This window comes from Paenibacillus sp. FSL R7-0272, from assembly GCF_037969905.1.
Taxonomy (GTDB): Bacteria; Bacillota; Bacilli; order Paenibacillales; family Paenibacillaceae; genus Paenibacillus; species Paenibacillus polysaccharolyticus.
In genome coordinates this window covers 1,610,150-1,630,786 of record NZ_CP150221.1, presented here as the reverse complement: position 1 = coordinate 1,630,786, position 20,637 = coordinate 1,610,150, and the positions used below count along the sequence as shown (strand labels likewise).

The following is a 20,637-nucleotide window of genomic DNA, read 5'->3' as shown; positions in this document are numbered from 1 at the left end:
GTTTAGAATTTATTCAACATCTTCTATAATAGAAGGAGCAGACGCTATAGTGTTAAGAAAACACGGTGCATTTAAAAGAGCGTACATATGAAAGGTGGATATATCTACTATGAATCAAACTCCTTTATCCAGACTGGAAGCCGATCTGTCCAAGCAAGAACTCGATGCCATGCTCATCACAGATCCAAAACATATTTATTATCTGACGGGATATGCGAGCAATCCGCATGAACGTTTTATGGGCCTGATGCTGGCACGCGGTGAAGATCCGTTACTGATTGTGCCTGCACTGGACGCGGATGCCGCTGCGGCAGCTTCTACTGTATCCAACATTGCTACACATTCGGACACGGATAATCCCTATGCGCTGTTTGACCGATATCAAGGACGGCTGGGCCGGGTAGGTCTGGAAAAAGAATACGTCACCGTCTCTCGTTATGAGCAACTGAACTCTGCTCTAGGCGGTGCAAGCTTTGAAGATGTTGGTTCGTTGCTGCGCGCACTGCGTGTGAACAAAACACCGGAAGAAGTCGCTCGTATTCGCCATGCCATCTATTTAATTGAAGAAACACTACGCCAAGGTCTTACCCATGTGCGTGCAGGTGTTACGGAGATCGAGCTGGTCGCTGAGATGGAATATCAGATGAAAAAACTCGGAGCCGACGGCCCCTCCTTTGATACCATGGTGCTGACTGGACCAAAAACTGGCCTGCCGCATGGTACGCCTGGGGATCGCAAACTGCAGCACGGGGATTTGCTTATGTTTGATATGGGTGTGTACGCTGGTGGATATGCGTCAGACATTACGCGTACTTTTGCCTTTGGCGATATTTCACCGGAACTGCGAACCATCTATAATACCGTACTCGCCGCCAACAAAGCCGCGATACAGGTTGTTAAACCAGGTATTACCTGCGCATCCGTTGACCGCGCTGCTCGTCAGGTGACGATTGATGCAGGATACGGCGAGCGTTTTATGCACCGTGTCGGACATGGACTCGGCATTGATGTGCATGAGTATCCATCCCTGCATGGAGAGAACATGGATCTGCTTCAGGCAGGAACCGTGTTTACCATTGAACCGGGTATTTACACCGCAGCAGGCGGTGTGCGTATTGAGGACGATGTTCTTGTCACCGATACAGGTGTAGAGGTACTTACTACGTATCCTAAAGAATTAAAAATCCTGACAGACTAAGCTGCTAGCAAGCAAATAAGCGGCCGCAAAACATGAGACAACTGCTACCGCAATTAGCACAAAAAATCCCGCAATGCATGTCAACATGCTTTGCGGGATCTTTTAATTATATTCTTTACAGATCATACGTCACTCTTTGCGCATACATCAGCATCTTGATCCTATCACTGAGACTGCTGCATAGGTATGGAATCTGTATATCTGCTCAATCAATCTTCGTTAGTCCATTTCATGGGTTATATCCTGCCAATCCTCCAGTTCAGGCAACTCCTGTTTCCCCCAGTAATCCAAAAACCACTGAATCACCTTGGTTGTATCTGCCGTGGTGTAACTGTAATGCCGAAATCCGCTCTCACCTTCCTGCAAACGGGTCTCTACCACCATTTGCCCCGGTTCCTCAAGCGAAGCAGCCTGCAAATACATACTTCCCTCTACCCGTTCTGACGGTTGCAGAACGACAAAATCATGCAATTCCAGATCCGTAATCAAGTCCACAAATACCGAGGCATTAAGGCTATCATTCTCATAGGTTGTGCCATTGCTCTCCAGTTTGTAGCGCAGTGTGGAATACATGCTCAATCCCCCTTGTCTTATGTAATCGTAGACGTATATTATCAGGAAACAAATTCTGTTGTATAAATTATCCCCCTGCAGAGTCCATATTGCAACTGTGGCTCCGCAGAGGGATTTGAAGTGGCGATCCTATTTTAAGCTTCATCTTCAAATTTAAAGTTACGTGCGGCATACAGAAACGGCGTTCCAACCGCAGTCAGCACAAACTTGATCAGGTAGGTCGTCAGGAAAATTTCCAGCCACACATCCCATGGATAGATAAACACAAAGGCAACCGTGCAGAATACAAGCGTATCTACAAAGGAACTGATAATCGAGCTACCGTTCGTTCGAATCCAGAGCTGATTACGTCCCGGTGCGATTTTACGTAGCCAACTGAACAAACGCACATCCAGAAACTGACTGATGAAATACGCAGACAGACTGCCGAGCGCCAGACGTGGCAACAGACCAAACAATGTTTCCATCGAATCCTGAGCAAAATCCGTCGGTGCCGCATTAAATAACAACACCATCTGCATCAGAACGGTTGTCATGATCAATGTGAAAAATCCAAACCATACCGCCTTCCGTGCCTCATCCGCCCCGTACTTTTCATTGAGAAGATCACTGGTCAGATACATGCTAACATACATCGTGTTACCCAGCGTTAAGACGATTCCCATAATGTCTATCGTTTTAGTCACCTGAATGTTGGCAATGACCGTTGCTACACCGATCCAGGCATACAGACCTTTTTTGCCGAACAGACGATAACATAGAAGAAAAAATCCATACGTCACGAGAACGAATACCGCTCCCCACACCAAATTAAACATGAATACATACACTGCCTTCCTAGTTTTGATTACGCGGGATGGTTACGAACCGCGGTTTGGCGCAGCGCCAAAACATGAATAACTCTATCACATTTCCTCAACATTGAACAGCACTAAATCCCTCCAGCGTTGCATAACACCGTTAACCCAACACATATATCCTCACACGCTCTAACCCGCCATCACCCCGATCCCCCTTCTCTATTGAAAAAAAAGACTCCCACCACTCGCGCCGCATCTGCACGTTCCGGTGTAATCCCACACGCAAAAGCCGCCCTCCGGAATGTCTCCGAAGGACGGCCTTGCCTCCACTCTATTGCAGCTCGCTCTGCGCACGCTGCCTCACCAAGTGCACAAGCCGTGCGCGGCAAGCTTCGCGCAGCTTACGCGTGAGCAGCAGAATCCAGCTCACGGCTTTGATCGTTGAACGTGTCCCGATCGTTTTCTTTCAAAATTTTACTTGTCAACAATCCGGATGTCATGGACCCGTTCACGTTGAGCGCTGTACGACCCATGTCGATCAACGGCTCAACGGAAATCAACAGTCCTACCAGAGCTACAGGCAGATTCAATGTGGACAAAACGATCAGGGAAGCGAAGGTTGCCCCGCCGCCGACGCCTGCCACACCAAACGAACTGATCATAACTACGAGGATCAACGTCACGATGAAGTCCCAGCTCAGCGGGTCGATTCCGACCGTCGGAGCAATCATAACCGCCAGCATGGCCGGATATACACCGGCGCAGCCGTTTTGCCCAATCGTAGCACCAAAGCTTGCGGACAAGTTGGCAATCCCGTCGGATACACCGAGTTTCTTCGTCTGTGTCTCCACGTTCAGCGGAATCGCTGCCGCACTTGAACGAGAAGTAAAAGCAAATACCAGCGTTGGCAGTACTTTTTTCACATACGTAACCGGGTTAAATCCGGACAGGGAGATGATGATCAGATGGATGACAAACATAATCGCCAGCGCCACGTAAGACGCAATGACGAATTTAATGAGCTTCAAGATCTCTTCCGCATTTGTAGTTGCAGTTACTTTTGTAATGAGCGCCAAAATCCCGTAAGGGGTAAGCCTCAGTACCAGCGTGACAATCCGCATCACCACGGCGTAGACGGCATTCACCATGCCACGGAACGTTTCCGCCTGTTGCGGTTTCTTGCGATCCAGTCCCAATACAGCTACACCGATAAAGGCTGAGAAAATAACGACAGCCAGTGTAGACGTACGGCGTTCACCCGTCATATCCGCAAACGGATTGGAAGGAATGAACTCCAGCACCTGCTGTGGAATCGTCTGATCCTTCACATCAGCCAAACGTTCCTCCACCTTCTGGATTTGAGCCGTTTCCCGGTCTCCACCTTGAATCTCAATGGAAGTCAGGTTGAATCCCAGACTTGTTGCAATGCTGACTCCAGCAGCAATCGCTGTCGTAATTAGCAAAATAGCGATGATGGAGAAACTCATCTTACCGAGGTTTTGCTTGCCCTTCAGATTCATGATCGCCGAGATAATCGACACCATGATGAGTGGAATAACTACCATTTGTAGCAGACGAACATATCCTGAACCGACCAGATTAAACCAATCGACTGACTTCGTAATCACATCCGAACCTGATGTGTAGATCAATTGCAGAATAACACCATAAACAACACCCATACCTAGACCCGCAAATACACGTTTCGTAAACGAGATGTGTTTCTTCTGCATCCAGTAGAGAACACCCAGCAGCGCCAGCATGACCACTACATTCACAATTAATAGAAATGTATTCATTACCTTTGTTCCTCCTCAGACATGTATCATCGGTGTTGAACCGATTCTCTAATTTATATTTGGCCTTCAAATGTGACAATGAACAATATAACATATATCAAACTATTCTGGTAGGTATTAATTGATATTATGTAATATTCATGTTAATCATTCTGGATCAATGAAAATAATTATGCAGTTTTATGAAAATTCTGCTATTCAACCCGCGGTTAATTTTGTAAAATGGGTATATCCGCTTATTCGAGAGTTTCACAAACATAAAAAATAGGTCTTTCTTCGTTAGTAAAAAAGGCCATAGAGAACGGAATAAGGGACAATGTTATTGAAGATGACGTGAAAGGGTGATTCTATGTTTCGCAAACGCACCGTTGCTGGCAAGATCAGGGGCACGTTATTCCTAGTGTTACTCGTTGCCTCCCTGTTGTTTAGTATCAGTTTTTATGCCGTATCGATGAATATTATTCAAAGTTACGTGCTGCCTCAGTTCGACAAAGTTCTGAATACGTCCATTCAGGATATTTACAAAAATACATCTTCATCCAAACTTCTGCAGATCCAAAGTGGCGGTGCAGGCGCTGAAGGAGCGGCCATGACGGTCGGATCCTACCTGGCTGATCAATCCAAAGAACATAGCCTGGATGCGGCTTATGTCATTGCCGTGCAGGATGGCAAAGCCACCGTTGTTGTCGCTAGCATCAACTCCAAGTTCAAGACCGGAGATGCTATTGATGTAGAACCTTCCATGGCCCAAGCAAGCGAGAAGAAACAAGTGGTCATCAGCCCGGTCTTCTCTGATTCTTATGGTGTACATAAAGCAGCATTTATGCCGATTGCGGGAAGCAATATGCTCATGGCCGTCAGCATGGATGCCAAGTTTGTTCAGGATAAAATTGCTCAAATTTTCTGGCTGTGCCTTGGTATTACCGCGTTGGTATTTGTCCTTGGCTGGCTCATCTCTACTAGTATGATCAAAAGAGTCACCAAACCCATCATTAAACTTGTAGAACATAGTAAACGAATCTCTCAAGGTGATCTTACCGCTGAGCTGCAGATTAAAGGCAAAGACGAGATCGCCCAACTGGCCTTCAGCTTCCAGACGATGACACATAATCTCAAAGAAATGATTAGCCGTGCCCTAACTACCTCTAATGAGGTCGTTGTCGGTTCCAATGACTTGCTTGAGCGTGTAGAGTCCATGTCCGGTATGGTACAGAACTCCAGCCATGCTGCCGAAGAAGCTGGAAAAGGTAGTGTCAGTATCGCTTCCAGTGCATCCGAGAACGCAAGAGCGATGGAAGAGATCACCCAAGGAATTATGCATATCGCATCTTCTGCCGCCGAAGTATCGGAACAAATCAATGAAGCTGCAACAGAGGCGCTTAACGGCAATCAACTGGCACAAAATGCAGTGAATCAGATGGAACTTGTCGGACAAACCGCCAGCGAATCGCTGCGTTATATCGAAACGATGAACGAACGTTCCGTTGCCATCGGAACCATTGTCAATTCTATTTTTGAAATTACGAAACAGATTAACATGCTGTCCCTTAACGCATCCATTGAAGCGGCCCGTGCGGGTGAACACGGACGAGGATTCGCCGTTGTTGCTGGAGAAGTCCGCAAGCTGGCGGAACAATCCAAGACAGCGACCGAAGAAATCGCCGATTATCTCGGTACGATTCGTGAAGATGCCGAACGATCCGTAAGTGCGATGAGCCGGGTAACGCAAGAGATTGGTTCTGGAACTGCTGTTGTACAGCAAGCAGGTTCAGCCTTCCAGCAACTCAATGAATTGATCCAGAACGTCAATCTCACCATTCAAACCGTTTCCTCCTCCACACAGCAAGTTTCTGCAGGTGCAGAAGAAGTTAGCGCTTCGGTGGAAGAAACAGCACAGATCACATCCAAGTCTCGTGAGAGCATGGAACAGATTGCAACTACCGCAGAAATGCAACTCAGCGAGATGGACTCTCATTCGAGCACGGTGCGCCATCTGCATGAACAAGCTGTCGAGCTGCAAACAGCGATGAAGAAGTTTAAAATCGACTAATGATTGATTAAGCTTCAATCGAATCATCCGTCAACAATCATCAATAATGATCACATATCTATAACCCTGCATTTGCTATACTAAACATTGTAAATAATCTAATAAAAAACACCCCCATACCAGATGCAACCGTTCAATGACTGAACAGGTCGCGGGTCATGGGGGTGTTTTTTGCTATTCATCCATATTTCTCACTCGGATCATTACAGATAAGTCCTGAACAAAGTGCACATGTTAATTATTCAGGCTGTGTCACGCCCATAATATCATACACTCGTTGCATATCCAGTGATGATCGCAAAGAGGTGGCTACTCGATCAAACTCCATTTCTTTGCGCTCCTGAGCACTGTATGTTTCCTCCAGCGGAGCAAGTCCCTTTGCTGTACGCAGTCCGTTCAACCAGGAACGCCGGAATTGGTCGCTTTCAAACAAACCGTGCAGATACGTTCCCCACACTTTCCCATCTGATGTGCCCCATCCTTCCAAGAATGCTTGTCCGCCAGCATGAGCGATCTCAAACAAAGCGGTTACCTGTTCAGGTTCGTGGCATTCCGTTACACCCATATGGATTTCGTATCCCTTAACAGGTATGGCCGAAGACTCAACTTGTTTTCCGCCATGTAGCCGAATGGGATGTTCAGGCTGTACGTTCCCCATAGCTCTGACCGTCTGTTTGTGCTGAAGAAATGTTGTTGATAAAGGCAGTTTGCCAAGTCCCACCGCTTCCTGAGCTTGGTTTGCCTCGACAGCATACGGATCAACCAAGTGTTGTCCCAGCATTTGATATCCACCGCATATCCCCACAAGTTGAACATGTTCAAGCTCTGAGTGAGAATGGATCGCCTGTTCCAATCCCGATTCCCGTACATAAATCAGGTCTCCGATCGTATCTTTTGTACCTGGCAAAATAATGGCGTCCGGGCTACCCAATTCCTCCGGTGAAGTCACATAACGTACATTCACGTCCGGTTCACGGGATAGTGCATCGAAGTCCGTGAAGTTGGAGATGCGCGGATAACGAATGACGGCGATATCCAGTTCTGTCTCTTCTTTTTTGCCATGTCGAAGAGAGTCCAGCACCACCGAATCTTCTGCCTCGATCTGAATATCTCTTATATAGGGCAGCACACCCAGCACAGGTATTCCAGTCCGTTCTTCAAGCCAGTCTAACCCTGGTTGCAACAGAGAGAGATCCCCTCTGAACTTATTGATGATAAATCCTTTTACACGGGCTTTCTCATGTGGCTCCAGCAGTTCGAGCGTACCCACAATCGAAGCAAACACGCCGCCGCGATCAATGTCAGAGATCAGAATAACCGGCGCATCGGCCCACCCCGCCAGATTCATATTCACAATATCCCGATCTTTCAGGTTAATCTCTGCCGGACTGCCTGCTCCCTCCATTAAAACGATGTCATATGTATCTCGCAACCGATTTAATGCATCCATTACGGTCTGCTTCGCTTCAGGTAAGAAATGCTGACGATAATCCGATGCGCTCATCTGGGCAAAAGGAACACCATGCACCACGATCTGTGAATGCATATCCCGCACAGGTTTGATTAGAATCGGATTCATATCGGTCGTAGCTTCAATGCCACAGGCTTCAGCCTGTGCCCCCTGCGCCCGACCAATCTCCTTGCCGTCTTCTGTAACATAAGAGTTCAGCGCCATATTCTGTGATTTGAACGGAGCAGGGCTGAAGCCATCTTGCTTGAAAATCCGGCACAGTGCCGTTGTAATGACACTCTTACCTACATCCGAAGCCGTGCCTTGCAGCATGAGTACAGCCGCTGGTTGTTTTACCTGATCTTCCACGGTCCCTCACCCCTGTCTTTCGCGCGATTAACTTGCTACGTAACGATAATGCTCAAACCAAAAGAAAATTCTCCAATGAAATTCTGGGCAGCCAACCTCTACAACTCAACCTCTACAGCCAAAACAGTCCTTGAAGCACGCTTAATACCGTCAATAAAGCCGCTTCCAACAGTTCGTTCATGGCACCATATGTATCTCCAGTAAGCCCTCCGAGCCGGGCACTGATCCGGGTAGCAACAAATCGCCCTATACAATAACACGCCACAGGCAGTACGATAACTGACGTTACAGGATACAACCACCAAGGGAGTGACCCGAACCCGCTGACCATGGCATCGGCAATAGCAATATCCGGTTTAAACAGCCATACGACAGCAATTGTAATGACGCCTAAGACCAGCGTAAGTCCAATCGCAGCGCTACGTGCTCGCTGGACTTCATTCCGCTCCCCGAGCCCTTTGAATAGAACGGCAAGCCCATCATCCCCACGAGCATTAGGCCAGGCTGACATGGCATAGACCATAAACCATCGGCTCCAGATCATAGGCAAAATCAGCAACGCACCGTACAACCAGTTCCCACGGGCAATCATATCGGCAATCAGTGCCGCCTTCATCATAAGGAGCAGCACACAGGCAATAACCCCCATCGCGCCCACTCGGCTGTCTTTCATAATCTCCAGCATTCGCTCACGGCTGCGGTAACTGAGCAGGCCATCTGCTGTATCCATCCATCCGTCGAGATGCAATCCCCCGGTAAGCCAGACCCATACGGTCAAGGTCAGAACCGCTGCCGGAAAAGCCGGAAGCAGGGCACCGCTCAGTGCGGCGACCAGCCACACGCAGAGACCGATTGCAGCACCGACCAGTGGATAATACACCACACTTTCGCGTAGCAATGGCGGAACAAAATCGAGCTGCATTTTCACAGGAAAACGAGACAGAAATTGAAAGGCCGCTGCAGCCGCATGTTTCCGCTGCGGAACGGCTGAACCCGCTGAGCCATGCTTCATAAGCGATACTCCTTACTTTTCAATTCGATTGGAATGCCTACCGTCACGAGAAACACCTCACGACAGATTGCTGCAATGCGCTGATTAAGAACACCTGCCAGATCACGATACACACGACCAAGCTTGTATTCGGGTACAATTCCATCCCCTACTTCATTGGTAACCAGCACAAGTAATCCGGGATAGGTTTGGACCGCTTCTACCAGTGCATCCAGATGACCTTGCAACATATGACCTTCGTCATGTTCATGGGCCAATAACACATTCGTCAGCCAAAGTGTCAAGCAATCCACCAGAATCGTTGGTGCGGACGTTCCCGTATGCCCTTCCCCCATCTGCTGAATTAGAGCAGGCAAAGCCAAGGGTTCCTCCATCGTACGCCAGAGGTAACCGGAATCTTCACGTTGCTTCTGGTGCATTGCTATGCGTTCACGCATCTCGTCATCATACGCCTGAGCAGTGGCTACATACCAGGCTTCTGAGGAACGCTGCATGCACAGACGTTCGGCAAACGAACTCTTACCACTGCGAGCACCGCCAGTAACCAATACACTCATCGGGAGCCATCTCCCTGAATAGGTGAGACCGTTAAAATGGAGGAACCAGTCGAATGCTCTTTCTCACTGGAATCAGAGTCGGAAGCCTGATTCGTTCCGTCTGACACACCCGCACTTGCAAAGGTCGCCATTTCATTCAAAATCAGACATGCTGCATCAATGAGATGCAGACTGAGTACTCCACCTGTGCCTTCTCCAAGGCGCATATCCAGGTCCAGCATCGGCTTCAAATCAAGTTCACGTAGCAGAGCCGCATGTCCATTCTCATGGGAGGTATGGGAAGCGACCATATAAGCCGCACTCAGGGGAGCCAGCTTTCTTGCGATTAGTGCCGCCGCAGTCGAGATGAAACCATCTACGACAACTGGACAGCGATGAGCCGCGGCAGCGAGAATAACGCCGGTGAGTCCGGCAATCTCCAATCCACCCACCTTGCATAGCACATCCAGCGCATCCTCAGGGTCAGGTGTATTAACACTCAAAGCCTGACTTATAACAGCAGCCTTGCGTAGCACACCTGCATCATCCAAGCCAGTCCCTCTCCCAACAGCTGATGCTGGTGCAATACCGGTGAGCGCACTCATCACTGCGGCGCTTGCCGTTGTGTTGCCAATCCCCATTTCTCCGGTGACAAACAACCCTGTCCCTTTTGCTACTTCCGCGGTAACGACATCCACACCTACTAAAATAGCCTGAATCGCCTCATCCCGAGTCATCGCGGCTCCTTGAGCCATGTTGGCCGTGCCTTTACGAATGTTACGGGAGAGCAGGTTAGCATGATCAAGGTCAGCATTTACACCGATATCGACACAGATCACTTCCGCTCTGGCATGACGAGCAAGGACATTGACTGCAGCGCCTCCAGCCAGAAAATTCATGACCATCTGCGGTGTAACCTCGGCTGGAAAAGCACTGATCCCTTCAGCTACGACCCCGTGATCCGCAGCCATAACGATCACAGCCCTGCGATCAAAACGCGGACGTGCCTGCCCTGTCATCCCTGCCAATCGAATCACAAGGTCTTCCAATTTGCCGAGACTACCCGGCGGTTTCGTCAGTATATCCACATGAGCAGACGTTTCCGCAGCAATATTTTGGTCTGGAGCCGTGATCTTGTCTAATACTTGCTCCAACTTCTGTTCTTCTGTCTTCATTCAACCAGCACTTCCTTCATCAAAATAGAGGCTCTCTCGTCCTCATTTAATCCATGTCCCGCCGCAACAACAGTTGGGGAACAGCATGATCCGGATGAGATACCATCGCAGGTTTAACGCGAAAAATCTCTTGAATCTGCTCTCCCGTCATTAAACTATGAGGTGTTCCCTCTCCCACTACCTTCCCCTCACGCAAAGCCAAAATACGATCGCAGAACAACGCAGCCAGATTGAGATCATGCAACACCGCCACAATCGTGATGCTGCTCTTCTTCTGCCATGCCGCTAACAACTCCATAAACTGCAATTGATATTTGATATCGAGAAACGTCGTTGGTTCGTCCAGCAATAATAATCGCGGCTCCTGTGCCATGACCTTGGCTAGAGCCACTCGCTGCCGTTGTCCGCCGCTTAGGGAATCCAGAGGTCGATCTGCCAGTTCCGTGAGTCCCAGCTCTTCAAGCACTCTGTCCACCACATGGGCTCCATCTCCCGATTCACGGCCTAGCCAGTTCTGGTAAGGGTAACGTCCCATCTCGACAACGTCCCGAACAGGATAGGAGATCGCGGGCAAGCCATCCTGCTGCAAAACCGCGATCATCCGTGACAATTGCTTACGACTATATGATCGGATATCACGACCATCAATGCTGATCTGGCCTTCACTTAACGATTCCGTTCCTGCAATAAGCTGGAGTAGTGTTGATTTCCCGCTTCCATTTGGGCCAACGACACCCCACCAATCTCCTTCTGTGATCTGCCAATCTGTAGGATGAAGGGCATGATGTTCACCGTATGTTTTGCCCGCCCGGACAACAGATACTAGAGAAGCGGTAGCATAATTTTTGTCGGTCGTCACGGCATCATCCCCTTCTGCAGCTTTTTGTTCCGATGCAGCAAATAGGCGAAAAACGGAGCGCCGACAAAAGCAGTCACGACGCCTAGCGGTATTTCAGTCGGTGCCAGCAAGGAGCGAGCTATGGTGTCTGCCCATACCATAAAAATCGCACCGCCAATCGCAGACAAAGGTACCAGCAAGCGATAGTCCGGCCCCACCAGCAATCGCAAAATATGCGGAATTACCAAGCCAACAAATCCGATGACTCCCGAAACCGAAACAGCTCCTGCCGTTAGCAATGTGCCTACAGCCAGCACAGATAACTTGAGCCTGTCCACACCAACACCAATATGCGCTGCCTGACGTTCACCCAGTGCCAAGACATTCAGCGAACGTGCCCGGCTCCATAGAAAAATCAGTCCAAGCAGAAAATACGGGAAAAGGATGGTCGTATACGACCACCCGCGCAGTGCCAGACTTCCCATCGTCCAGTATATAATTTCATTGATTGTCTGCTTCGACATGGTCGATAGGAAGGAAACGACCGCCCCCAAGAAACTTTGCATGACCACACCTGCCAGAATGAGGCTATGCGTTGGTATTTTACGTCCTTCACGAGCCAGCGACAGCACGAACCATAACGTGATTACCCCGGTCAAAAAAGCAACCAGCGGCAATGTCCAAATACCAATGATAGCGTACTGCAAACCAAAGAATATCAGGAACGCCGCCCCCACCGAAGCACCAGAGGAAACCCCCAGTGTGAATGGATCAGCAAGCGGATTACGCAACACACCTTGAAATCCTGCACCTGCAATCGCTAACGAAGCACCTACGAGCATCGCAAGCAAGACACGCGGGAAACGCACCTTCCATATGATTTGTTCGGCGGCCTTGTTCCAATCAGGTGTAATCCAGTCGCCCACCCATGGCAATTTGTGAACGAGAATACCAGCGATGTCCCGGATGGGCAACGCCACTGAACCGATGCCCGTGCAGACGAGCACGGTAAGCACCAGCAGCGCCATGCCCATCGTTCCGAACAGGATCAGCTTTCTGCTCATTTGAACAGGTCAGGATAGATCGCTTTGGCAACATCTTTCAACCCTTGAGTTACGCGCGGTCCTGGACGGCTCAGCAAGTTAGCATCGAGCCCAATCACAGCATTGTTTTTCACCGCCGTAATTTGATCCCAGCCGCTACGTGCCTTGATGATCTGATCCAGCGTCTTGTTGTCCTCAACTACGTCATTGGCGTACAAGATAACATCCGGGTTAGAGGCAATGACATTTTCCTCGTTAATTTGGTACCAACTCTCTTTGTCGGCAGCAATATTGGTAGCCCCGGCTACGTTGATCAGTTCGTCCATGAACTCACCTTTACCAACCGTCCAGCCTGGGGAGAACTCGATGTATACTTTTTTCTTCTCTTCCGGTTTTACGGCTTTTACCGCTTCCGTTACATCTGTTACATCTTTCTTCATCTGCGTGACAAGCTTCTGAGCTTGCTCTTGATGATCGGTGATTTTACCGAAGGTTTCGATATTGTTTATTACATCGTCGATAGATTTAGGATCCGTTTTGAAAATGGTAATGCCCAGTTCACGCAGCTTCTTCACCGCATCCTCACTCATAGAAATGCCAGTGAACACGATGTCCGCATCTGCTGCAATAATGGACTCCTCGTTTGGCTTGGTGACACCGCCCATTTTCGTTTTGGTTTTTGCCGCTTCCGGGTAATCGTCATAGTCGGATACGCCAATAATCTCATTATCCAGTCCGAGGGCAAACAGCGACTCCGTTTCAGCTGGAGATACCGAGACGATTTTGGTTGGTGCTTTTTCAAAAGTGAAAGACTCACCCGTTGCATCTGTAACGGTCAGTGGGTATTGAGTTTTCAGATCCGTTTGTGTTTGTTCCTGAGACTGTTCCTGTGCAGGTTGCTGTGAGCTGCCCGCACCTTCTTTTGTTGCGGTATTACCGCATCCAGCCAGCGCCAGTGCCAGCATTGCTGCGCTCAACAGTGATGTGAGTGCTTTCCAGTTCTTAATCATTGATTTAAACTCCCCTTCTCTATCTGTACTATTGTTGTTGCTTTTGTTATATACACGAGGCCACTCCGATTGCAGTACCATTTTCCGATCGCTGTTATCCCCAGATTTTTTTGATTCCTTTTCAAAGGGGAAAATCCGGTGATAAATGCGAACACTTCGTTTCTCCAAATTGGTTCTGCACTCTCCGTTAAACGTGTATATGATGACTCCACTACATCGTGTACAACAAGAAAAATCCCTTATCCTTAAACAAGGATCAGGGATGACGTCTCGCATACGGCAATCTGTACATGTAACAGCGGCTAGCTGTCCATGCGCACAGAATGGCCCGAAACGTTGTCCTTTCCTCGAAGGAACACCGGCTTGTACGTCCAGGGCTGGTAATCTGACTTACAGGATGGCTCCTGTTTCACAGTGGCGGGACCGTGCCGGATTTGCACCAGCTTCCCCATTTTACCCTTGTGCGCATGATAACTTGTCCTTGTTCTTCATGAACAACGGATTGGCACGCGGGACCCTTGGTCGCTAAAGATGGTTAATTCAGGTCAAACATAGTCGCAGTGCTCTTCGCACGAATCACGTCAGTTCAGGCGTCTCAGCCCATCATACCCAATATGTCCGTCCGAGTCACACTTCTGTTGTGATTATAGGGTATATTGCAACACCTTACAACCCGATGTACGGAAAATCCATTCGTCTGCCAAGCCAGTGATCCCCTTGCTTTTCAAGATCAACCTGAATAGCCTGTCCAGGGATGACATGTGTATCCCAAAACCCGACGCCATGGATGAGCCGGGACATCATATAACGGATGACACCGCCATGCGTCACAATAAGTGTCTTGTGTGAATTTTCGTGTGAATGCTCCGACCAGATCTGTTCGTACAGAAAAGAATCCACTCGTTCCGCAAAAGTCTGCCACGCTTCTCCTTCAGGCGGGGTTACCTTATGTGGATCATCAATCCAGTCCCGGTACAAGAGATTATCCTTCAATTGCTCGTAATTCAGGCCTTCCCATTGTCCGAAATCATTCTCGCGCAGGCGCGAATCAAACTTCGCCTGTCCAGCAACCTGCGGTGCGATGTGTGCCAGCGTCTGGCGACAACGAAGCAGGTCACTGCAATACACCGCATCCCAAGTAAGCTCGCGACACTGCTCGCGTAGCTGAGCCAGCTCTTCTTGTGCATCAGGCAACAGCCCCATGTCGGTATGCCCCAGATACTTTTTTTCCACATTCCACTGGGTTGTTCCATGACGGATCAATACGATGCTACGCTTGTACGGAGACTGTTTAGATCCAAGCTGTTCTAATTCTTTAATTACCACAATAGCGCACCTCCTGCTAACCACACACCCAAGGTTGCCAAGAAACAAAGGCCCACAAAAGCTCCCGCCGACCAAAACATCAGCCGCGTCGTTCGCACGATATCTTCCGACTCCATCGGCCGCGTAGCCTCGCCCATATAAGCTCGAAATGAAGCAACGCCGTGATACACGTTATGCCCGCCCAGCCGAATGCCTAGTGCTCCAGCGACTGCCGACTCGGGAAAACCGCTATTCGGGCTGGGGTGTAGTCTCGCATCCCGGGCAACCATACGCACTGCGCCTTTGGCATCCAGTTTCAGCACCCATGCGCCTACAATTAACAGCAGAGCGGTCATGCGAGCGGGAATCCAGTTAGCCCAGTCATCAAGCCGTGCGGAGGCCCACCCGAGATGCAGATATTTATCATTTTTATATCCAACCATGGAATCCAGCGTATTGACGGCACGGTAGGCCATAGCCAGCGGAGCACCACCAATAAGTGCATAGAATAGCGGCGACACAATGGCATCCACAATGTTTTCCGCAACGGTCTCCACCGTTCCCCGAACCACTTCCGGCTCATCCAGATGTGCCGTATCACGTCCCACAATCATACCGAGTGAACGCCTGGCTCCAGGCCAATCCTGCTCTTTCAGATGGCGGTACACTTCCATGCCTGCATCACGCAACCCTTTGGAAGCAATCGTTGTTGCAATCAGAATAATTTCGGCTGCAACCGCCAAGATCGGATGAATCAGACCCAGCAGAAGGAGCAGACCCCATGTGACAGCAAAAGAACCTCCTGCAATCAAGATCGGGAACCAGATCCCCGCTTTTTTCAGTCCTTTATTTGTATGTACACGTGCCCGAATAATACGCTCCAATGCCGAGATGCCTTTCCCCATGCCGATAACGGGATGCGGAATCCAGCGCGGGTCTCCGATGCACCGGTCTAATATGTATGCAAGAATGATGATCCAAGCTCCAGACATGCCAATCCAGAACGATGATGTCCATAGATGCTCCAATTCAAATGTCATTACTGTGTCCGTTCCTTTCTTTCCATTGCAATCCGGCCTGAAGGCTTTCTGTCACCGTGTCATATACAAGTCTGCCGATGGCCGCTCCCAAAGCAGTAGCCGTACCCGCATATGTGTGAAGTGGCTGGCTATCATCTGCAGAAATCTGACGTACAGCAAATACAATGGCATCGGTTGTTGTACCTGTGGCAGGAAGTCCGTTCTCCGAATCGGCAATACCTGCATCGGCAAGGGCAGCGGCCTTGGCCTCCACGGCCGTCTGAACCGCATTAACCATCGCTCCAGGGGTCATCTGTCCGTTGAACCACAGCATGATATTAATCGTACCAGGGATATATGGAATTCTGTTTTGTTTTTTCCCACGGACATCAAACACGGCTCTATCGGAACCTGCTCGTGCTGCATTGGATACGCCTGCAGTCGTACAGCACAACAGTCCAAAATCCGAACTCGTATACTCCTGAATAGAGGTATGCTCCAATCTGACCGCAGTTAACAATCCGGCACAATGATCAGCTTGCTCTTGCCATTCATACAGTGCCTCTGCGATATCACGGGGTGGATCATCACAACGGTAATGTTTGTTCACATAGATGTTAAATACGCGGTTTAATTCAAGCATCCCGCCGCCATATACAGCGCTGGAAAGTGCGAGAGCAGGTTGTGGGCTCTGAGCTTTAACATGCCGTTCATGGGCAGCGATGTACAGACCCGGCCAGGAAGAGGACACGTAGATATTCTCATCTCTTTTTCCATCTGTAAAATAGTTATAAAACGGGAGTGTCACAACCGTTTCCCTCCCTTTATTTTTTCAAAATGTTGCGTATCCCCCTGCTGAATCCCCTGATCGACAGATGCCATATCCATGTCCTGATCCCCGCTTTGTTCAAGCACACTTCCGAGCACGTCAAGCAACCTGTCGTTGGCTACAGCACCTTTGACCGCAAAACGTACATGTCCTGCCTCAAGCCCCGGATACATGGCACAGCTACGAATCAGAATACCCCGCCGTCCCAAAGCTTCCTGCATAGAAGCTGCCGTCCAAGGCTCTGGCACACGCACCAAAATGAAATTGGCTTCACCAGACGTTACGCTACACCCATACGACTCCAGTGCCTGGATTAAACGTGTCCGTTCAATCGTAATCTGCGATATCGTGTCCAGCTCGAACCGTTCCCCGCTGCGCAGACAGGCTTCTCCTGCAATAAGAGCCAGTCCGTTGACACTCCAGGTGACTTGTTTCTCCGTCATCGCCTGTATGTACTTCGAATGACCTATAGCATATCCGAGACGCAAGCCCGGAATCGCATAAAACTTCGTCATCGAACGGATGATGATCACATGCGGATATTGATTCAGATCAGGAGCGAGTGACTGTCGCAGGGCCGGTGGAATAAAATCGATAAACGCTTCATCAATAACGAGCACGGTACCCGTCTTTTCGGCTTTCCGTGCTAACCTATGCAGTGTCTCCACCGGATATTGTACACCGTTTGGGTTGTTTGGCTGTCCAAGAAAGAGCAGGTCTACCTTTTCCATCAACTGTTCGATATGTTCAGCTGGCGCTTTCCAATTCAGCTCTTCAAGGCCTTCTGTATGCAAAGTCTCCGCACCGAATTGCCGTGCCAAAGCGCGATATTCCGAGAAACCCGGTTCCACTGTTCCAACCTTGCGCGGAGCAAGTGCCAGCAGGATCAATGCCATACTTTCAGCCGCACCATTCCCTACGGAAATTTGCTCTTGTGTTACTCCCAAACGTTCACCCAGAAGCGCTTTGAATCCCCGATGGCCCGGGTCAGGGTAACGAAGCACCGAATGCAGACCTCGCTGTAATGCTTCCAAAACCTCTTTGGGAGGGCCTAAAGGGTTGATATTAGCGCTAAAATCCAGAAAAGCCGCTGCACTCCCACCAAACCTCGAAGCTGCGGTCTCCACATCTCCACCATGTCCGAACACTTCGATATAACCGGTCATTCTTCCGTCATCCTCTCTCTATGTTCTTTTTATTATGGATGGCGTAGGTGGGATGGGTCAATCCTGTATTCCTTCTCCATTCATCTGTTTGTCAAGAGTCGAGCCCAAATCCGCCTTTATCTACTTGTTTTCTTTGTGTCCCAACGACAATTCGTTTACAATAGAAGAGGAATTTCAGGAACTTCGGTTTTCTGATTCTTTTGCACGAGTATCACTACATAAGGGGCTACGCGCCTCTCACATACATTAATGGAGGAATGACCATGCTGTTTGTAGATAACCAGGGCATTACAGATCCTTCTGTAAACCTCGCGATTGAGGAGTACATTTTGAAACATCTGCCGATGGAGGATGACAGCTACCTGCTGTTTTACATCAACCGTCCGTCAATCATCATTGGCAAACACCAAAATACGATTGAAGAGATTAATATCGAATATGTTCAGGATAACGGTGTGCAGGTGGTACGTCGTCTTTCCGGAGGCGGGGCAGTGTATCACGATCTGGGCAACCTGAACTTCAGTTTCATTACTGCGGATGACGGTCAGTCCTTCCATAACTTCCGCAAATTTACCCAGCCTGTAGTTGAAGCGCTGCACGAACTTGGCGTCAATGCCGAGTTGACCGGGCGCAATGATCTGCAAGTCGGCGAAAAGAAAATTTCGGGCAACGCCCAATTCGCTACCCGCGGACGCATGTTCAGTCACGGCACGCTGATGTTTGATCTGAATCTGGAGCACGTTCAGGCATCTCTGAACGTCAATCCCGAGAAATTCAAATCCAAGAGCACCAAGTCGGTACGCAGCCGCGTTGCCAACATTCGTGATCTGATTGACACCAATCTGACGATTGAAGAGTTCCGTGATGAGTTGCTTCGTCACATTTTCCGCATGGAGCCGCAGGACGTTCCTCAGTACAAGCTGACCGAGAAGGACTGGGATAAGATTAAAGAAATTTCGGCGGAGCGTTATAACAATTGGGACTGGAACTATGGTCTGTCACCGGAAAGCAATGTGAAGCATACCCGCAAATTCCCGGTGGGCATCATCGATCTGCGCATGAACATCAAGGATGGGCGTATCGAAGATATTAAAATCTTCGGCGATTTCTTCGGTGTTGGCGATGTAGCGGATATCGAGGACATGTTACGCGGCAAGCGTTATGACGAGACTGAAGTGCGTTCAGCCCTGGAAGGTCTGGATGTGAAGCATTACTTCGGCAACCTGGAGCTGGAAGACTTTGTCGGTCTTGTTTTCCTGGAAGAGTAACAAAGGATTTACGACATTTAGATGGGCATAGATTGTTTGAACGAAATAGAATCACAGCAACGGAGAGGACAGAAAAAAACCTGGGGATAACAGTGATTGAAAGGTTATTCTGTCATCGGAGTTTTTGCGTGAGACTATTTCGTTCAATGAAATAGACACAGATAAAAAAGGAGAGAAACATCACATGACTTACAAACTCATTGCCATCGACATCGATGACACTCTGATCAATGACAACAAGGAAGTTACACCCGCTACGCAAACGGCTTTGGAGCAAGCGGTAGCACACGGAGTAGTAGTAACCCTCGCGACAGGACGCGCTTACGCTTCCGCACAGGCACTTGCACGCCAAACCAAGCTGAACGTGCCAATTATTACCTATCAAGGTGCTTTGGTGAAAAACCTGCTTGATGAAAAAGTGCTCTATGAGCGCTATGTGCCGCAAGAAGCTTCCCGCAAATTGTTCGACTACTGCCTGGAGAAAAACTTGCATCTGCAAACGTACATCGACGACAAGCTGTATGCTCGTGAAGAAAACCAAAAACTGCTCGACTATGCCAAGTTAAACGGCACGCAATATTACATCGAGTCTGACTTCATTAAAGTCATCGAACAACCAACACCAAAACTGCTCATCATCGATGAGCCAGACTATCTGGACCAAGTGGCTGTAGAGCTGCGTGAGTTGCTCGGGCCTGAAGTGCATATCACCAAATCCAAGCCGTATTTCCTCGAAATTATGCATAAAGAAGGCACGAAAGGTCACGCACTGACGTTCCTGGCCGACCATTTCGGTCACGAACTCAGCGAGTGCATCGCCATCGGCGACTCTTGGAACGATCACGAGATGCTGGAAGTCGCTGGTCTTGGTGTAGCGATGGGCAACGCCATCCCTGCGCTGAAAGAATTAGCAGACTATATTACGGCGAGCAACAACGAAGACGGCGTAAAAGAAGTTATCGAGAAGTTTGTACTGAACGCGGAATAAACGAAAGTTCTTATAAAAACAGCCCGGATACCACAATAATTGGTGGTTCCGGGCTTTCTTGTTTCTAGTTTTATTTTTTATTTTTGGCAAGCAATACTGCGGTTAAAAAAGAAATCTGTAACGACACAGTAATTGCAACCGAAACCATGATATTCGTTGAATCGGATATATGAACGAAAAATAAAACAAGAATGAATACCAAGATAGAA

Annotated in this window: 18 protein-coding genes and 1 riboswitch; of the genes, 4 read left to right on the top strand and 14 right to left on the bottom strand. The window is 48.9% G+C overall.

The features are described 5' to 3' along the window. Positions 1-109: 109 nt before the first annotated feature. A complete protein-coding gene (locus tag MKY23_RS07050) occupies positions 110-1,198 on the top strand; it encodes a Xaa-Pro peptidase family protein (protein WP_339836607.1) in 1,089 nt (362 codons plus the stop codon). A 219-nt stretch (positions 1,199-1,417) separates the two neighbouring features. On the opposite strand, the gene MKY23_RS07045 is transcribed toward MKY23_RS07050, so the two are convergent. From MKY23_RS07045 to MKY23_RS07035, 3 genes are all read right to left on the bottom strand, one after another. Continuing rightward, the gene (locus MKY23_RS07045; RefSeq protein ID WP_154958471.1) at positions 1,418-1,771 is read right to left on the bottom strand and encodes a hypothetical protein; all 354 of its coding nucleotides are present in this window, start codon (positions 1,769-1,771) and stop codon (positions 1,418-1,420) included. A gap of 134 nt (positions 1,772-1,905) precedes the next feature. Further along, on the bottom strand, positions 1,906-2,589 hold the full coding sequence (locus MKY23_RS07040; protein ID WP_221790396.1) for a queuosine precursor transporter: 684 nt from the start codon (positions 2,587-2,589) through the stop codon (positions 1,906-1,908). A 383-nt stretch (positions 2,590-2,972) separates the two neighbouring features. After that, entirely contained in the window at positions 2,973-4,370 is a 1,398-nt protein-coding gene (locus MKY23_RS07035; RefSeq protein WP_090918005.1) for an L-cystine transporter, read from the bottom strand. Between the two features lie 349 nt (positions 4,371-4,719). Here MKY23_RS07035 and MKY23_RS07030 point away from each other — a divergent pair, with 349 nt between their 5' ends. Then, positions 4,720-6,420, top strand: coding sequence for a methyl-accepting chemotaxis protein (locus tag MKY23_RS07030; protein ID WP_154982784.1), 1,701 nt, complete (start codon positions 4,720-4,722; stop codon positions 6,418-6,420). Positions 6,421-6,658: 238 nt separating this feature from the next. On the opposite strand, the gene MKY23_RS07025 is transcribed toward MKY23_RS07030, so the two are convergent. From MKY23_RS07025 to cobD, 11 genes are all read right to left on the bottom strand, one after another. Beyond that, on the bottom strand, positions 6,659-8,203 hold the full coding sequence (locus tag MKY23_RS07025; protein ID WP_154983107.1) for a cobyric acid synthase: 1,545 nt from the start codon (positions 8,201-8,203) through the stop codon (positions 6,659-6,661). A gap of 148 nt (positions 8,204-8,351) precedes the next feature. Beyond that, positions 8,352-9,251, bottom strand: a complete 900-nt coding sequence (gene cobS / locus MKY23_RS07020; RefSeq protein ID WP_154958474.1) for an adenosylcobinamide-GDP ribazoletransferase — start codon at positions 9,249-9,251, stop codon at positions 8,352-8,354. Next, the gene (gene cobU, locus MKY23_RS07015) at positions 9,248-9,808 is read right to left on the bottom strand and encodes a bifunctional adenosylcobinamide kinase/adenosylcobinamide-phosphate guanylyltransferase (protein ID WP_221790400.1); all 561 of its coding nucleotides are present in this window, start codon (positions 9,806-9,808) and stop codon (positions 9,248-9,250) included. The genes cobS and cobU overlap by 4 nt, the downstream gene beginning before the upstream one ends. Then, positions 9,805-10,962: a nicotinate-nucleotide--dimethylbenzimidazole phosphoribosyltransferase gene (gene cobT / locus MKY23_RS07010; protein WP_339836600.1), complete on the bottom strand. Its 1,158-nt coding sequence runs from the start codon at positions 10,960-10,962 to the stop codon at positions 9,805-9,807. Before cobT ends, cobU begins: the two co-directional genes overlap by 4 nt. A 46-nt stretch (positions 10,963-11,008) precedes the next feature. Further along, complete coding sequence (locus MKY23_RS07005; RefSeq protein WP_154958476.1) at positions 11,009-11,821, bottom strand: ABC transporter ATP-binding protein; 813 nt, start codon at positions 11,819-11,821, stop codon at positions 11,009-11,011. Next, positions 11,818-12,864, bottom strand: coding sequence for an iron ABC transporter permease (locus MKY23_RS07000; protein ID WP_154958477.1), 1,047 nt, complete (start codon positions 12,862-12,864; stop codon positions 11,818-11,820). Before MKY23_RS07000 ends, MKY23_RS07005 begins: the two co-directional genes overlap by 4 nt. Then, positions 12,861-13,853 carry an ABC transporter substrate-binding protein gene (locus MKY23_RS06995; protein ID WP_253496260.1) on the bottom strand — a complete coding sequence of 331 codons (993 nt, stop codon included), beginning with the start codon at positions 13,851-13,853 and terminating at the stop codon, positions 12,861-12,863. The genes MKY23_RS07000 and MKY23_RS06995 overlap by 4 nt, the downstream gene beginning before the upstream one ends. A 357-nt stretch (positions 13,854-14,210) precedes the next feature. After that, positions 14,211-14,346: riboswitch (cobalamin riboswitch) on the bottom strand. 173 nt (positions 14,347-14,519) lie between these two features. Then, positions 14,520-15,179, bottom strand: coding sequence for a histidine phosphatase family protein (locus MKY23_RS06990; RefSeq protein WP_339836595.1), 660 nt, complete (start codon positions 15,177-15,179; stop codon positions 14,520-14,522). Next, positions 15,173-16,150 (bottom strand): adenosylcobinamide-phosphate synthase CbiB, encoded by a 978-nt coding sequence (gene cbiB, locus MKY23_RS06985; protein ID WP_339839297.1) that lies wholly within the window; start codon positions 16,148-16,150, stop codon positions 15,173-15,175. Before cbiB ends, MKY23_RS06990 begins: the two co-directional genes overlap by 7 nt. Before the next feature lie 37 nt (positions 16,151-16,187). Next, a complete protein-coding gene (locus MKY23_RS06980; RefSeq protein WP_154890911.1) occupies positions 16,188-16,985 on the bottom strand; it encodes an adenosylcobinamide amidohydrolase in 798 nt (265 codons plus the stop codon). Then, the gene (gene cobD / locus MKY23_RS06975; RefSeq protein WP_339836592.1) at positions 16,982-18,172 is read right to left on the bottom strand and encodes a threonine-phosphate decarboxylase CobD; all 1,191 of its coding nucleotides are present in this window, start codon (positions 18,170-18,172) and stop codon (positions 16,982-16,984) included. Before cobD ends, MKY23_RS06980 begins: the two co-directional genes overlap by 4 nt. 263 nt (positions 18,173-18,435) lie before the next feature. Here cobD and MKY23_RS06970 point away from each other — a divergent pair, with 263 nt between their 5' ends. Continuing rightward, the gene (locus MKY23_RS06970; RefSeq protein WP_339836590.1) at positions 18,436-19,440 is read left to right on the top strand and encodes a lipoate--protein ligase; all 1,005 of its coding nucleotides are present in this window, start codon (positions 18,436-18,438) and stop codon (positions 19,438-19,440) included. A 184-nt stretch (positions 19,441-19,624) separates the two neighbouring features. After that, positions 19,625-20,428, top strand: coding sequence for a Cof-type HAD-IIB family hydrolase (locus MKY23_RS06965; protein WP_145333445.1), 804 nt, complete (start codon positions 19,625-19,627; stop codon positions 20,426-20,428). The last annotated feature ends 209 nt before the right edge of the window (positions 20,429-20,637 follow it).

Coding starts and splice junctions, on each gene's coding strand:
- MKY23_RS07050 (WP_339836607.1), top strand. CDS start 110: ATGAATCAAACTCCTTTATCCAGACTGGAAGCCGATCTGTCCAAGCAA.
- MKY23_RS07045 (WP_154958471.1), bottom strand. CDS start 1,771: ATGTATTCCACACTGCGCTACAAACTGGAGAGCAATGGCACAACCTAT.
- MKY23_RS07040 (WP_221790396.1), bottom strand. CDS start 2,589: ATGTTTAATTTGGTGTGGGGAGCGGTATTCGTTCTCGTGACGTATGGA.
- MKY23_RS07035 (WP_090918005.1), bottom strand. CDS start 4,370: ATGAATACATTTCTATTAATTGTGAATGTAGTGGTCATGCTGGCGCTG.
- MKY23_RS07030 (WP_154982784.1), top strand. CDS start 4,720: ATGTTTCGCAAACGCACCGTTGCTGGCAAGATCAGGGGCACGTTATTC.
- MKY23_RS07025 (WP_154983107.1), bottom strand. CDS start 8,203: ATGCTGCAAGGCACGGCTTCGGATGTAGGTAAGAGTGTCATTACAACG.
- cobS (WP_154958474.1), bottom strand. CDS start 9,251: ATGAAGCATGGCTCAGCGGGTTCAGCCGTTCCGCAGCGGAAACATGCG.
- cobU (WP_221790400.1), bottom strand. CDS start 9,808: ATGAGTGTATTGGTTACTGGCGGTGCTCGCAGTGGTAAGAGTTCGTTT.
- cobT (WP_339836600.1), bottom strand. CDS start 10,962: ATGAAGACAGAAGAACAGAAGTTGGAGCAAGTATTAGACAAGATCACG.
- MKY23_RS07000 (WP_154958477.1), bottom strand. CDS start 12,864: ATGAGCAGAAAGCTGATCCTGTTCGGAACGATGGGCATGGCGCTGCTG.
- MKY23_RS06995 (WP_253496260.1), bottom strand. CDS start 13,853: ATGATTAAGAACTGGAAAGCACTCACATCACTGTTGAGCGCAGCAATG.
- cbiB (WP_339839297.1), bottom strand. CDS start 16,150: ATGTCTGGAGCTTGGATCATCATTCTTGCATACATATTAGACCGGTGC.
- cobD (WP_339836592.1), bottom strand. CDS start 18,172: ATGACCGGTTATATCGAAGTGTTCGGACATGGTGGAGATGTGGAGACC.
- MKY23_RS06970 (WP_339836590.1), top strand. CDS start 18,436: ATGCTGTTTGTAGATAACCAGGGCATTACAGATCCTTCTGTAAACCTC.
- MKY23_RS06965 (WP_145333445.1), top strand. CDS start 19,625: ATGACTTACAAACTCATTGCCATCGACATCGATGACACTCTGATCAAT.